This is a genomic window from Massilia timonae CCUG 45783 (assembly GCF_000315425.1).
Taxonomy (GTDB): Bacteria; Pseudomonadota; Gammaproteobacteria; order Burkholderiales; family Burkholderiaceae_D; genus Telluria; species Telluria timonae.
This window is the reverse complement of record NZ_JH992922.1, coordinates 496,019-508,431: the sequence shown is the minus strand read 5'-3', so window position 1 is coordinate 508,431 and position 12,413 is coordinate 496,019. Positions and strand designations below refer to the sequence as shown.

16 protein-coding genes and 1 tRNA gene are annotated in these 12,413 nt (G+C 63.5%); 13 read left to right on the top strand and 4 right to left on the bottom strand.

What is annotated here, in order from left to right; translation table 11 throughout:
- Position 1: 1 nt before the first annotated feature.
- Entirely contained in the window at positions 2–577 is a 576-nt protein-coding gene (locus tag HMPREF9710_RS02140) for a TerD family protein (RefSeq protein ID WP_005663479.1), read from the bottom strand.
- A gap of 288 nt (positions 578–865) precedes the next feature.
- Here HMPREF9710_RS02140 and HMPREF9710_RS02135 point away from each other — a divergent pair, with 288 nt between their 5' ends.
- Positions 866–1,621 (top strand): SDR family NAD(P)-dependent oxidoreductase, encoded by a 756-nt coding sequence (locus HMPREF9710_RS02135; protein ID WP_005663477.1) that lies wholly within the window; start codon positions 866–868, stop codon positions 1,619–1,621.
- A 39-nt stretch (positions 1,622–1,660) separates the two neighbouring features.
- On the opposite strand, the gene HMPREF9710_RS02130 is transcribed toward HMPREF9710_RS02135, so the two are convergent.
- Positions 1,661–2,551 (bottom strand): AraC family transcriptional regulator, encoded by an 891-nt coding sequence (locus HMPREF9710_RS02130; protein ID WP_040774905.1) that lies wholly within the window; start codon positions 2,549–2,551, stop codon positions 1,661–1,663.
- Between the two features lie 412 nt (positions 2,552–2,963).
- Between HMPREF9710_RS02130 and HMPREF9710_RS02125 the strand changes: the two genes are divergently transcribed.
- Positions 2,964–3,215: a type 1 glutamine amidotransferase family protein gene (locus HMPREF9710_RS02125; RefSeq protein WP_040774902.1), complete on the top strand. Its 252-nt coding sequence runs from the start codon at positions 2,964–2,966 to the stop codon at positions 3,213–3,215.
- A 6-nt stretch (positions 3,216–3,221) separates the two neighbouring features.
- Here the strand turns inward: HMPREF9710_RS02125 and HMPREF9710_RS02120 are convergent, their stop codons facing one another.
- On the bottom strand, positions 3,222–4,334 hold the full coding sequence (locus HMPREF9710_RS02120; RefSeq protein WP_005663472.1) for a mechanosensitive ion channel family protein: 1,113 nt from the start codon (positions 4,332–4,334) through the stop codon (positions 3,222–3,224).
- Between the two features lie 36 nt (positions 4,335–4,370).
- Positions 4,371–6,689, bottom strand: a complete 2,319-nt coding sequence (gene ggpS / locus HMPREF9710_RS02115) for a glucosylglycerol-phosphate synthase (protein WP_005663470.1) — start codon at positions 6,687–6,689, stop codon at positions 4,371–4,373.
- A gap of 405 nt (positions 6,690–7,094) precedes the next feature.
- Here ggpS and HMPREF9710_RS02110 point away from each other — a divergent pair.
- The 11 genes from HMPREF9710_RS02110 to rpsQ all read left to right on the top strand — a co-directional run bounded on the left by HMPREF9710_RS02110 (position 7,095) and on the right by rpsQ (position 12,184).
- Positions 7,095–7,171, top strand: a tRNA-Val gene (locus tag HMPREF9710_RS02110).
- Positions 7,172–7,445: 274 nt separating this feature from the next.
- Positions 7,446–8,102 carry a 50S ribosomal protein L3 gene (gene rplC / locus HMPREF9710_RS02105; protein WP_005663469.1) on the top strand — a complete coding sequence of 219 codons (657 nt, stop codon included), beginning with the start codon at positions 7,446–7,448 and terminating at the stop codon, positions 8,100–8,102.
- Between the two features lie 2 nt (positions 8,103–8,104).
- A complete protein-coding gene (gene rplD / locus HMPREF9710_RS02100) occupies positions 8,105–8,725 on the top strand; it encodes a 50S ribosomal protein L4 (protein ID WP_005663467.1) in 621 nt (206 codons plus the stop codon).
- Positions 8,722–9,039: a 50S ribosomal protein L23 gene (rplW, locus tag HMPREF9710_RS02095; RefSeq protein ID WP_005663466.1), complete on the top strand. Its 318-nt coding sequence runs from the start codon at positions 8,722–8,724 to the stop codon at positions 9,037–9,039. The genes rplD and rplW overlap by 4 nt, the downstream gene beginning before the upstream one ends.
- Entirely contained in the window at positions 9,039–9,866 is an 828-nt protein-coding gene (rplB, locus tag HMPREF9710_RS02090) for a 50S ribosomal protein L2 (protein WP_005663464.1), read from the top strand. The genes rplW and rplB overlap by 1 nt, the downstream gene beginning before the upstream one ends.
- A 9-nt stretch (positions 9,867–9,875) precedes the next feature.
- Complete coding sequence (gene rpsS, locus HMPREF9710_RS02085) at positions 9,876–10,151, top strand: 30S ribosomal protein S19 (RefSeq protein WP_005663463.1); 276 nt, start codon at positions 9,876–9,878, stop codon at positions 10,149–10,151.
- Positions 10,148–10,480: a 50S ribosomal protein L22 gene (gene rplV, locus HMPREF9710_RS02080; RefSeq protein WP_174348348.1), complete on the top strand. Its 333-nt coding sequence runs from the start codon at positions 10,148–10,150 to the stop codon at positions 10,478–10,480. Before rpsS ends, rplV begins: the two co-directional genes overlap by 4 nt.
- Before the next feature lie 11 nt (positions 10,481–10,491).
- Complete coding sequence (gene rpsC / locus HMPREF9710_RS02075; protein ID WP_005663458.1) at positions 10,492–11,289, top strand: 30S ribosomal protein S3; 798 nt, start codon at positions 10,492–10,494, stop codon at positions 11,287–11,289.
- Between the two features lie 2 nt (positions 11,290–11,291).
- Entirely contained in the window at positions 11,292–11,711 is a 420-nt protein-coding gene (gene rplP / locus HMPREF9710_RS02070) for a 50S ribosomal protein L16 (RefSeq protein WP_005663456.1), read from the top strand.
- A gap of 12 nt (positions 11,712–11,723) precedes the next feature.
- The gene (gene rpmC, locus HMPREF9710_RS02065; protein WP_005663455.1) at positions 11,724–11,915 is read left to right on the top strand and encodes a 50S ribosomal protein L29; all 192 of its coding nucleotides are present in this window, start codon (positions 11,724–11,726) and stop codon (positions 11,913–11,915) included.
- Positions 11,912–12,184 carry a 30S ribosomal protein S17 gene (gene rpsQ, locus HMPREF9710_RS02060; protein WP_005663453.1) on the top strand — a complete coding sequence of 91 codons (273 nt, stop codon included), beginning with the start codon at positions 11,912–11,914 and terminating at the stop codon, positions 12,182–12,184. Before rpmC ends, rpsQ begins: the two co-directional genes overlap by 4 nt.
- Positions 12,185–12,413: the final 229 nt, after the last annotated feature.

Sequence of the window (12,413 nt, the reverse complement as noted above, 5' to 3'; positions counted from 1 at the left end):
CTCAGACGTTGACGCCGAACGAGCGTGCCAGCGGACCGAGGCCGCCCTTGAAGCCCTGGCCGACGGCGCGGAACTTCCATTCGCTGCCGGCGCGGTACAGTTCGCCGAAGATCATCGCGGTTTCGGTCGAGCTGTCCTCGGACAGGTCGTAGCGTGCGATCTCGGCTTCGCCGGCGGCGTTCAGGCAGCGGATATAGGCCTTGCCCACCTGGCCGAAGTTCTGGCGGCGCGCGTCGGCGTCGTGGATGGTGACGCAGAACGAGACCTTGTCGATGTCGGCCGGCACGCGCGCCAGGTCGACGGTCAGCTTCTCGTCGTCGCCGTCGCCCTGGCCGGTGGTGTTGTCGCCGGCGTGGACCACCGAGCCGTCGCTCGATTTCAGGTTGTTGTAGAAGATGAAGTCGGTGTCGCCGCGTACCTTGGCGTCGGTCTTCAGCAGGAAAGCGCTGCCGTCCAGGTCGAAGGCGGAACCGTCGGTCGAGCGGGGATCCCAGCCCAAGCCGATGATGACCTTGGTCAGGCCCGGTGCTTCCTTGCTCAGGTTGACGTTGCCGCCTTTTTGCAGACTGATTGCCATGCGAACTCCTTTTCCGTTGAGGGATGAAATAGACGACGATGCCGCCGTCGCCATCGGGGATGCATCCGCCAATATAGGCGGTAATTGATCAATTGTACATGGGGCCGGAGCGCGTGAATTTCAACATCTTTCATAGAGGGATGTACGTACTTACGCCCGCCTTGGCCCCCGGAATGTCACATTTGCGGATTTGGAGAATCAGGCAAAAAGAGGCCAGCTTCCGGCAACGGGAGAGCATGCCCGAACCCGATACTGGGTGCTCTTCCACCCCACCTGAAGGAGCACACCATGAACAAGATCGCACTCGTCACCGGCGCCAGCCGCGGCCTGGGCCGCAACACCGCGCTGCACATCGCGCAGAAGGGCGGCGACGTCATCATCACTTACCAGAGCCGCGAGCAGGACGCCCAGGCCGTGGTCGACCAGATCCGCGCCATGGGCCGCCAGGCGCTGGCGCTGCGGCTCGACGTCGGCGACGTCGCCGGTTTCCCGCTGTTCGTCGAGCACCTGCGCGCCGCGCTGAAGCAAACCTGGGGCCGCGACAGCTTCGACCACCTGGTCAACAACGCCGGCCATGGCGACGCGGCGCTGATCGAGGACACCACCCAGGCCCAGTTCGACCGCCTGGTGGACGTCCACTTCAAGGGCGTGTTCTTCCTGACCCAGGCGCTGCTGCCGCTGCTGGCCGACGGCGGGCGCATCGTCAACCTGTCGACCGGCCTGACCCGCGTCTCCTACCCGGGCTTCGGCGCCTATGCGGCGGTCAAGGGGGCGGTCGAGATCCTGAGCGTCTACCTGGCGCGCGAACTGGGCAGCCGCGGCATCGCGGTCAACACGGTGGCGCCGGGCGCGATCGAGACCGATTTCCTGGGCGGCGCGGTGCGCGACACGCCGGACATGAACGCCGCCTTCGCCGGCATGATCGCCCTCGGCCGGGTCGGCGTGCCGGACGATATCGGCCCGATGATCGCCAGCCTGCTGGGCGAGGACAACCGCTGGATCACCGGGCAGCGCATCGAGGTCTCGGACGGCCAGACCATCTGACCGCACCGAGGCGGGCGCGCCCGAACGAGGAAGGGCGCCTCAGGCCGCGGCGTGCAGCCGGGCCTGGGCCGCGACTTCGCGCACCGGGGGCATGCCGAACATGCGCCCGTATTCGCGCGTAAACTGCTGCACGCTCTCGTACCCGACCGCATGGGCGGCATTGCTCGCATTCTTGCCTTCGGCCAGCATCAGGCGCCGCGCCTCGATCAGGCGCAGCTGCTTCTGGAATTGCAGCGGCGTGAGCGAGGTCACGGCGCGGAAATGCTGGTGGAAGGACGAAGGACTCATGCCGGCCAGCTTCGCCAATTGCTCCACCGGCAGGCGCTGGGCATAGTTCGTGCGCAGCAGCGCCACCGCGCGCGCGATGCGCCGCACCTGGCTGTCCGGCAGCCCCAGGCGCCGGATCGCGGCGCCGTGGCGCCCGGCCAGCAGCCAGTAATGGAATTCCCTGATCAGGGCCCCCTTCAATACCGGGATCGACGCCGGCCGTTCGAGCATGCGCATCAGGCGCAGCGTGACGTCCACGAGCTGGTCTTCGGTGGGCTCGATGCGCACCGGCGCCTCGTCGCCCGCTTCCACCACCGCGATCTCGGTCATCAGGTCGGCGATGACTTCGGGCGACAGGTCCAGCGCCAGCGCGCAATAGGGCGCGGCGGCGCTGGCTTGCGTGATCTGGCTGACGGTCGGAACGTCGGCCATGATCAGGAGCGAATCGCCGGCATTGAAGGTGAACGACTGGCTGCCCATCGTCACGTGCTTGCTTCCTTGCAAGACCAGGCAGGCGAGCGGGCGCGGGATCTGGTAGCTCAGCTCGGTGCGGCCGGTCGAATAGATCGTGATCAGGCCGGGGATGGGCGTGCGGGCAATGCCGCCGGCATCGGCATTGTCTTGCGCATGGCGCAGCACGGCGTCGAGAAGTCGGGTGTCCATGCCGCTCATGGTAGCGCCCATTTCGGGGCCGCGAAACGGGTTTGGAGCGGAACTCTGGCTCCATCACCGGTGTCTGATGCTACGTATACTGGCAAGGAAGCACACCATCACATGACTCATCTTTGTTGCGAAAACCAAGCGACAGAGATCGAAGACGTTGGATGTGTATGGCGTGCGGTCAGTATCGAGTTATGGCGTATGAAGCACGGTCCGCCACCATCGCTCTTGCAGAGAGAACGGCGCTACCCGTGGCGAGTCTGGCGGTGACGTCAGGCACTGCTGCCGATGTAATCGGCGGGAGGCGGGAAAGTCACGCCTGTCAGATACGAACACGGTCAACAGGACGGTTCGGGGCAGGAAGAGGACGCTGAGTACATGTGCTCACGTCTTTGATAGCAGGATCGGGCAAAGATTGCCGAGTTTCCGGTCACGACGGGGCGGCCGGCGGCGCGATGATGGCTTCACCGGCGCGGCAGACATCGCCGCGAACGCGCCCTGGCTGCTGGCCTCGCGGATGCGCGAGCTGGGCGGCCGCTATGAGCGCGGCGCCGAGGATTGGGCCCCGTTCGCGATCACGGACGCCAGGCTGGTCACCGGCCAGAATCCGGCGTCCAGCGCGCTGACCGCGGACGGGGTGCTGGCGGTCCTGGCCAGGGCCGCCTGACCGGGCTTACGCGGCCCTGGCGTCGTCCCCGCCGGTCCACGCGGCCTGGTCCACCGCTTGCGCGGCCTGCGCAAGCTGCGACTGATCGCGCGCCAGCCGCACCAGCTGCACCGGCAGGGCCAGCGACACGCCGCGTTCCTCGAGTCCGGCGAGGATGCTCAGGTAGATCTCCTGCTGCACGTTCATGTAGACGGTGTAGTCGGTGTTGTCGACGTAGTACACCACCTCGTAGTTGAACACCGGCGCCGCGATGCCGGCCAGGTGGGCGCGGTCGAAGCGCACCTGCGGCTGGGCCGCGACGATCTGCTGCACCATCTCCGGCAAGCCACGCAGCAGGGTCGCCGGCGTCAGGTGCGACACCCCGAACTGGAATACGACGCGGCGCGACTCCATGCGGCGCAGGTTCTGGATGCGGCTCTTGAGCAGGTCGTTATTGGAAAACACGATCTGCTCGCCGGAGAGGCTGCGCACGCGGGTGGTCTTCAGGCCGATCTTCTCGACCGTGCCCAGCATCTTGTCGACGATGATGAAGTCGCCCACCACGAACGGTTTGTCCAGAACGATGGAGAGCGAGGCGAACAGGTCGCCCAGGATGCTCTGCACCGCCAGCGCGATGGCGATACCGCCGATCCCCAGGCTGGCCACCAGGGTGGTGATGTTCACGCCCAGGTTGTCCAGCACCATCAGGGCCACCACCGCCCACAGCGCCACCCGCACCAGGAAGGCGATGGCGGCCGAGGAGGTGATGCGGTCCGGGTCTTCGTTGCGCTGGGCGCGGGTCGCCACCAGCCAGGTGCGCAGCGCGCGGTCGCCCCAGATCGCGACCTGGATCAGCACCGCGGTGATGGTGACGCGGCCGATGAACAGCTGCGCCTTGTCCGGCAGCGCCAGGAAGCTGGCGCCGGCATAGATGCCGACGATGATCAGCACCAGCAGCTTGGTCGAGCGCAGCGCGGCGACCGCGATGTCGTCCCACTTGGCGTCGGTGCGCGCGGCAAGCGCCGCCAGGCGCCGCGCCAGGATCGACTTGACGGCGTCCAGCCCGGCCGCCACGGCCGCGACCACGACCAGCGCGACCAGCCAGTCGGCGACCGGATTCTTGAGGATGACGTATTCCATCACGGTTTCATTTCCCTTTCATTCAATGTTCAAGCTTCAGGCGGCGGAGCGCTCTTCGTGGGCGTCGTCGTGCCCGGATGACGGCAGGGCGGCCAATGCGGCCAGGAAGTCGTCGCCCCAGCGCGCCACGTCGCGGTCGCGCACGATCGCGGCCATGCGGCCGGAGCGGTAGGCTACTTCGTCGGCGCCCATGGTCAGCGCGTGGTAGAGCGTCGCGCTCATCGCGTTCCTGTCATACGGGTTCACCAGCAGCGCGCCGTGCAGCTCGACCGCGGCGCCGGCGAATTCGGACAGCACCAGCGTGCCGGGACGGCCCGCAGCGTGGCGGGTGGCAACGTATTCCTTGGCCACCAGGTTCAGGCCGTCGCGCAGCGGCGTGATCCAGGCGACGTCGCAGGCGGCGTAGTGGGCCACGACTTCCTCGAACGGCAGCGAGCGGTAGAAGTAGCGCACCGGCACCCAGTCCAGGGTCGAGAAGCGGCCGTTGATGCGGCCCACGGTGCGGTCCAGTTCCTCGCGCAGGCTGTCGTAGATCTCCATGCCCGACGCCGCCGGCGTGATGATGTTGATGAGCATGACCTTCCCCAGCAGCTCGGGATGCTGTTCGAGCATGCGCTCGTAGGCCTGCAGCTTCTCCAGCGAGCCCTTGACGTAATCGAGGCGCTCGATCGAGATGATGCCGGTGCGGCCATCCAGGTACTCGTCCCATTCGGCGATCTGGCGCTGAATATCGTCGCTCCTGACCAGGTCGTCGATCAGGCCGGCGTTGGTGCCCACCGGATGGGCGCCCAGCGTGACCCGGCGTCCGCCCACTTCGAGCGCGCTGTGCATGCGGTCCACGCCCAGCGCGCAGCCGAAGGTCAGGTAGCGCGGCGCGCACGGCACCGCATCCAGCACCTCGACCGGCGCGCAGGAGCGCGCGGCGTCGACGAAGTTCTCGACGTAGCGCGGGATGTGGAAGCCGACGTAGTCGCACTGCAGCAGGCTGCCGATGATGTCGTTGCGCCACGGCAGGATGTTGAACACGTCGCTGGAAGGGAAGGCGGTGTGGTGGAAGAAGGCGATCGTCAGGTCCGGGCGCAGCGGGCGCAGGAAGGCCGGCACCATCCACAGGTTGTAGTCGTGGATCCAGGCGGTGGCGCCGGGCGCCGCCTCGCGCGCGGTCTGCTCGGCGAACAGGCGGTTGACTTCCAGGAAGCGCTCCCAGTGGTCCTGGCGGAATTCGGCCTTATCGGGGAAGGAGAAGATGATCGGCCAGAACGCCTCTTTCGAGAACTTCTTGTAGAACTGGTCGATGTCGTCCGCCGTCAGCGGAATCCGGGCCGCCTTGAGTTGCGGGTAGCGCTGGGCGTCGACGGCCACGTGCGGGATGAACCCGCTCGGCGTCCGGCTGGCCTGCTGCGACCAGGCGACCCACGAGCCCTTGCGCCCGCCGGCGAAAAAGCTGAGCAGGGTCGGCATGATGCCGTTCGGGCTTTTCGGGCGGCGCTGGTAGGTGACGCCGCCTTCCACCACTTCGTCATAGGGCAGGCGGTGGTAGACCATCACCAGCTCGGCCTCGCCGTAGGAGGTCGCGTCATGCGCCACGGCGTCGCCGTCCAGGCGCAGGCCGTGGCGGCCGAAGGCCTGCAGGATGCCGCCGCAGCCGGCGGCGTCGGCCACCACCACGCGCGGCATCTTGCGCACCGCCTGCACCAGCGCCGGTTCGGCGGCGCCGACCACCACGCCGCGAAAGCCCGCCTCGAACATCGACAGGTCGTTCAGGGTGTCGCCCGCCACCACGATATGGGCCGGATCGAAACCGGCGACTTCGGCCAGGCGGCGCACCGCGACGCCCTTGCCGACGCCGCGCGGCAGCACGTCCAGGTAGCGGCCGGCCGAGAACAGCAGGTCGCAGCCGAGGGCGTCGACGGCATTCCGGAGTTCAGGCGTCAGGGCCTCCTCGGTGGCGTAGAAGGAAACGCGGCGTTCCTGCGGCACCGACTGGCGCACCAGCTCCGGGAAATCGGCCAGCGCTTTCAATACCGCCTGGCTGCCCGGCCAGCGCGCCGCGATCTCGTGCGCCAGCGGTTCGACCGGGCGCAGGTCGGCGTCGACGATGGTGGCGCCGACGTCGGCGATGATGTAATGGGGGCGCGGCACCGTTGGGTCGGACAGCAGGGGAATGACGGTTTCCAGGCCGCGGCCGGTGACGAACACCAGTTTTGCTTCCGGCAGGGCGCCGGAAAACAGTTCGCGGATGCGGCGCCGCGCCTCGTGGGTGCCGGCCAGCAGCGTACCGTCGAGGTCGGTAGCCAGCACCAGGCGTGAGGGATCGAGCTGGCGCGGCCAGTGGCGTGTTTCAATGACAGTCATTCTTCATCCTTTGCAGCGATGCGTCCGCCCATGAGCCATGGGTTGGGTGGCGGACCGGGTCTGGGCCTGCGATGCTCGCCGGGGAGGCGCGCGGGCCGGAGAAAGGCGGGATGCGACAAGCGGCGCTCTCTTCTGTAGGAATGCGCGTTCGACACATCGGGAACCGCCAGGCGGAAGAGGGCGGACAGCGCCGGCATGGATGCCGGAAAATCACGTGCGCCAGGTGCGCGCGACGCGGTCGACCCTCGGAAAACATTTGTACAATAGCATTTCGGGGCGGCATCTTCAACCCGCGATTCGCCTCGCCGTCCCGGCGCGGCCGCGGACGAGGAGCACAGAAATTGACGGGCACGCGAAAAAAGCTATTGCAAAACTTTAAGCCCGGCACTTATAATTCGGCTCCCCGGGCGGTTAGTTCAGCTGGTTAGAATACTTGGTCGACATCCAAGGGGTCGCAGGTTCGAATCCTGCACCGCCCACCAGACTTCCAGATCGCAGGCTCCCAGCAATGGTCGTAGCCTGTAGAGAAAAGGCGCAGCGGTGTGCCTTTTCTGTGCCGCTCAGCTAGAGCGGATTCTTCTTTCTCCAGTTACTGCGAAAAGCGCAACAGGCCGGTCTTGACTCCGATTTTTCCTGTTGCGCCGAAGCCTTTTGCGCGCTATACTAGCCGGCTTCGGTATGGGTCTGTCTTTTTTGACCCATATTTTTTAGTAGTTCAACTACCCCCGCCCAATCGTAGGTGGGAATGGAGAAAAAATGAGCCTGGGCCTCCTCGGTCGCAAGGTTGGCATGATGCGTATCTTCACGGATGACGGCGATTCGATCCCTGTCACCGTGCTGGACGTGTCGAACAACCGTGTCGCACAAGTCAAAACCCCTGAAACTGATGGCTACACCGCAGTTCAGGTCGTCTTCGGTCAACGTCGCGCTTCCCGCGTGAACAAGGCCGCCGCCGGTCACTACGCCAAAGCTGGCGTCGAAGCCGGTACGATGCTGAAAGAATTCCGCATCGATTCCACCAAAGCCGCTGAACTCAAAGCCGGCGACACCATCGATGCTTCGATGTTCGAAGTGGGCCAGAAAATCGACGTGCAAGGCACCTCGATCGGTAAGGGCTACGCCGGTACCATCAAGCGTTACAACTTCGCTTCGGGCCGTGCTACCCACGGTAACTCGCGTTCGCACAATGTTCCTGGCTCGATCGGTATGGCCCAGGATCCAGGCCGCGTGTTCCCGGGCAAGCGCATGACCGGTCACCTGGGCGACGTTACCGTCACCACCCAGAACCTGGAAATCGCTCGCATCGACGCCGACCGCCAGCTGCTGCTGGTCAAAGGTGCCGTGCCTGGCGCGAAGAACGGCCAAGTGGTCGTCAAGCCTGCTGTCAAAACCAAAGCCAAGAAAGGAGCGTAAGCATGGAACTGAAGCTCCTGAATGAGCAAGGTCAAGCTGGCGCCAACGTTGCAGCAACCGACGAAGTGTTCGGTCGTGAATACAACGAAGCCCTGATCCACCAGATCGTCGTCGCCTACGCTGCCAACGCACGTAGCGGCAACCGCAAGCAGAAGGACCGTGAAGAAGTCCACCACACGACCAAGAAGCCATGGCGCCAGAAAGGCACCGGCCGCGCTCGTGCTGGTATGTCGTCGTCGCCACTGTGGCGCGGCGGTGGTCGCATCTTCCCGAACACCCCGGACGAGAACTTCTCGCACAAAGTTAACAAGAAGATGTTCCGTGCAGGTATCTGCTCGATCTTCTCGCAACTGGCTCGCGAAGGCCGCCTGAACGTGGTCGAGAACCTGTCGATCGAAGCTCCAAAGACCAAGCTGCTGTCGCAAAAACTGCAGACCATGGGTCTGGAATCGGTCCTGGTGATCACCGACACCATCGACGAGAACCTGGAACTGGCATCGCGCAACCTGCCGCACGTGCTGGTCGTCGAGCCGAAGCACGCTGATCCGATGTCGCTGGTGTTCTACAAAAAAGTCCTGGTCACGAAAGCTGCTCTGGCCAAGATCGAGGAGATGTACGCATGAGCGCCGCAATCAAATTCAGCGAAGAGCGCCTGATGAAGGTGCTGCTGGCTCCGATCATTTCCGAGAAGGCTACCTTCGTCGCGGAAAAGAACGAGCAGATCGTGTTCAAGGTCCTGCCTGACGCGACCAAGCCAGAAATCAAGGCTGCCGTCGAACTGCTGTTCAAGGTCGAAGTGGAATCGGTGCAAACCGTGAACCGCGAAGGCAAGCAAAAGCGTTCGGGTCGTTTCACCGGCCGTCGCAACCACACCAAGCGTGCTTTCGTGTGCCTGAAGCCAGGCCAGGAAATCAATTTTGTCGAGGAGGCTAAATAATGGCACTCGTTAAGATGAAGCCAACCTCCCCAGGCCGTCGCGGCATGGTGAAAGTTGTGACCGAAGGCCTGTACAAAGGCCGTCCGCTCGCAGCCCTGGTTGAAAAGAAATCGAAAACCGCCGGCCGTAACAACAACGGTCACATCACCACCCGCCACAAGGGCGGTGGTCACAAGCAGCACTACCGTCTGGTCGACTTCAAGCGCCAGAAGGACGGCATTCCTGCCAAGGTCGAGCGTATCGAATACGACCCGAACCGTACCGCGCACATCGCACTGCTGTGCTACGCGGACGGCGAGCGTCAGTACATCATCGCCACCAAGGGCATGGCTGTCGGCGACAGCGTCATGAACGGCTCGGAAGCGCCGATCAAGGCCGGTAACTGCCTGCCAATCCGCAACATCCCGGTCGGTACCGTGATGAACTGCGTCGAAATGCTGCCAGGTAAGGGTGCCCAGATGGCCCGTACCGCCGGCGCCGGCGTCGTGCTGATGGCCCGTGAAGGCACCTACGCCCAGGTTCGCCTGCGCTCGGGTGAAGTCCGTCGCGTGCACATCGAGTGCCGTGCAACCGTGGGTGAAGTCGGCAACGCCGAGCACAGCCTGCGCAAGATCGGTAAGGCTGGCGCGATGCGCTGGCGCGGTGTTCGTCCTACCGTCCGCGGTGTGGTCATGAACCCGATCGATCACCCGCACGGTGGTGGTGAAGGTCGTACGGCAGCTGGTCGTCATCCAGTGTCGCCATGGGGCCAGCAGACCAAGGGCAAGAAGACGCGTTCGAACAAGCGCACTTCGTCGATGATCGTCTCGCGTCGCGGCAAGAAATAAGGATAAATCATGACTCGTTCATTGAAAAAAGGGCCGTTCATTGACGCCCACCTGGTGAAAAAAGTCGAAGCCGCGCAAGCGACCAAAGACAAGAAGCCAGTCAAAACCTGGTCGCGCCGCTCGACGATCACCCCGGACTTCATCGGTCTGACGATCGCCGTCCACAACGGCAAAGTGCACGTGCCTGTGTACGTGTCGGAGAACATGGTCGGCCACAAGCTCGGCGAATTCGCGCTGACCCGTACGTTCAAGGGCCACGCCGCTGACAAGAAGGCGAAACGATAATGGAAACTAAAGCAATCCTCAAAGGCGTGCGCCTGTCGGAACAAAAAGGCCGTCTGGTCGCCGACCTGATCCGTGGCAAGAAAGTTGACGCTGCACTCAACATTCTGCAATTCAGCCCGAAAAAGGGCGCGACCATCATCAAGAAGGTTCTCGAGTCGGCGATCGCCAACGCGGAACACAACGATGGCGCGGACATCGACGAGCTGAAAGTCACCCAGATCTACGTCGAAAAGGGCCCGATCCTGAAGCGCTTCACCGCACGTGCGAAGGGCCGCGGCGATCGTATTTCGAAACAATCCTGTCACATCTACGTGACTGTCGGTAACTAAGGAGTCACACGATGGGTCAGAAAATCCACCCAACCGGCTTCCGCCTGGCGGTCACCCGTAACTGGGCATCGCGCTGGTACGCTGGCAACGGCAATTTCGCCGACATGCTGAAGGAAGACCTGGAAGCACGCGCTTTCCTGAAGAAGAAGCTGAAGAACGCTTCGGTCGGCCGCATCGTCATCGAGCGTCCTGCCAAGAACGCACGCTTCACCATTTACTCGTCGCGTCCTGGTGTCGTGATCGGTAAAAAAGGCGAAGACATCGAAGTGCTGAAGTCGTCGCTGACGAAGATCATGGGCGTGCCTGTGCACGTCAATATCGAAGAGATCCGCAAGCCGGAAATCGATTCGCAGCTGATCGCCGATTCGATCTCGCAGCAGCTCGAAAAGCGCATCATGTTCCGCCGCGCCATGAAGCGCGCCATGCAGAACGCCATGCGCCTGGGCGCCGTCGGCATCAAGATCATGTCGTCGGGCCGCCTGAACGGCATCGAAATCGCACGTACCGAATGGTACCGCGAAGGCCGTGTGCCTCTGCACACCCTGCGCGCCGATATCGACTACGGCACCAGCGAAGCATCGACCACCTACGGCATCATCGGCGTCAAGGTCTGGGTCTACAAGGGCGACCGCTCCCCAACGGGCGAAGCACCTGTGATCGACACCCCGCCGGACGAGAAGAAGCCACGCGGCCCACGTCGTGACGACGGCAAGCCAGGCAGCCGTCCACGTCCAGGCGCGAAGCCAGGTGCCGCTCCAGCGGGCCGCCGCGCCGCTGCCAAGCCGGCAGCTGAGAAAGCAGGAGAATAAGCATGCTGCAGCCATCGCGCAGGAAATATCGTAAAGAGCAGAAAGGCCGTAACACCGGCATTTCGCACACCCGCGGCACCGCTGTGTCGTTCGGCGAATTCGGCCTGAAGGCAGTTGCCCGCGGCCGTATCACCGCACGCCAGATCGAAGCGGCTCGTCGTGCCATGACCCGTCACATCAAGCGTGGCGGTCGTATCTGGATCCGTATCTTCCCGGACAAGCCGATTTCGAACAAGCCGGCCGAAGTCCGTATGGGTAACGGTAAGGGTAACCCGGAGTACTACGTCGCTGAAATCCAGCCAGGCAAAGTCCTGTACGAGATGGACGGCGTCGCTGAAGAACTGGCGCGCGAAGCGTTCCGCCTGGCCGCTGCCAAACTGCCACTGGCTACCACCTTCGTGGTGCGCCAAGTTGGCCAATAACAGGAGTTGAATATGAAAGCATCGGAACTCCGCGGCAAAGACCAGGAAGCGCTGCAGAAGGAGCTGAACGAGCTGCTGAAGGCCCAGTTCGGTCTGCGCATGCAAGTCGCTACCCAGCAGCTCGGTAACACCGCGCAGCTCAAGAAAGTACGTCGCGATATCGCGCGTGTGAAGACTGTGATGAACCAGAAGGAAGCCAAATGAACGACACCACTAAAACGGCGCTGAAGCGTACGCTGGTCGGCAAAGTCGTGTCCGACAAAATGGACAAGACGGTGACCGTGCTGATCGAACGTCACGTCAAGCACCCGCTGTACGGCAAGATCATCGTGCGCTCGAACAAGTATCACGCGCACGACGAAGCGAACGAAGCGAAAATCGGTGACACCGTCGAGATCGCAGAAGGTCGCCCGATCTCGAAGACGAAAGCGTGGACTGTGACCAAAGTGTTGCAAGTCGCACAGGTACTGTAAGTATCTAGAAAATTTGTCTTGCGTGGCCCGCTGGTATCTGAGATACTAGCGGGCTTCGTTCATGTGTTGCCGCAGTTTGTCCCCTCGGCAAGTGCGGCCTGTAACGAATGCGTTATTGGAAAGTCCAATCACCCAATCGTGGTGCTCCAGCAGGGGCGGCACGGCGGGACCAAGACTGACCGCAGGCCCATGGGTTTCCGTGGGGTTTTCTACGGCTTAAGTTGGGAAA

What these genes read in the sequence shown, in the direction of transcription:
- HMPREF9710_RS02140 (WP_005663479.1), bottom strand. Translation starts at nt 577, where the DNA reads ATGGCAATCAGTCTGCAAAAAGGCGGCAACGTCAACCTGAGCAAGGAA.
- HMPREF9710_RS02135 (WP_005663477.1), top strand. Translation starts at nt 866, where the DNA reads ATGAACAAGATCGCACTCGTCACCGGCGCCAGCCGCGGCCTGGGCCGC.
- HMPREF9710_RS02130 (WP_040774905.1), bottom strand. Translation starts at nt 2,551, where the DNA reads ATGGACACCCGACTTCTCGACGCCGTGCTGCGCCATGCGCAAGACAAT.
- HMPREF9710_RS02120 (WP_005663472.1), bottom strand. Translation starts at nt 4,334, where the DNA reads ATGGAATACGTCATCCTCAAGAATCCGGTCGCCGACTGGCTGGTCGCG.
- ggpS (WP_005663470.1), bottom strand. Translation starts at nt 6,689, where the DNA reads ATGACTGTCATTGAAACACGCCACTGGCCGCGCCAGCTCGATCCCTCA.
- rplC (WP_005663469.1), top strand. Translation starts at nt 7,446, where the DNA reads ATGAGCCTGGGCCTCCTCGGTCGCAAGGTTGGCATGATGCGTATCTTC.
- rplD (WP_005663467.1), top strand. Translation starts at nt 8,105, where the DNA reads ATGGAACTGAAGCTCCTGAATGAGCAAGGTCAAGCTGGCGCCAACGTT.
- rplW (WP_005663466.1), top strand. Translation starts at nt 8,722, where the DNA reads ATGAGCGCCGCAATCAAATTCAGCGAAGAGCGCCTGATGAAGGTGCTG.
- rplB (WP_005663464.1), top strand. Translation starts at nt 9,039, where the DNA reads ATGGCACTCGTTAAGATGAAGCCAACCTCCCCAGGCCGTCGCGGCATG.
- rpsS (WP_005663463.1), top strand. Translation starts at nt 9,876, where the DNA reads ATGACTCGTTCATTGAAAAAAGGGCCGTTCATTGACGCCCACCTGGTG.
- rpsC (WP_005663458.1), top strand. Translation starts at nt 10,492, where the DNA reads ATGGGTCAGAAAATCCACCCAACCGGCTTCCGCCTGGCGGTCACCCGT.
- rplP (WP_005663456.1), top strand. Translation starts at nt 11,292, where the DNA reads ATGCTGCAGCCATCGCGCAGGAAATATCGTAAAGAGCAGAAAGGCCGT.
- rpmC (WP_005663455.1), top strand. Translation starts at nt 11,724, where the DNA reads ATGAAAGCATCGGAACTCCGCGGCAAAGACCAGGAAGCGCTGCAGAAG.
- rpsQ (WP_005663453.1), top strand. Translation starts at nt 11,912, where the DNA reads ATGAACGACACCACTAAAACGGCGCTGAAGCGTACGCTGGTCGGCAAA.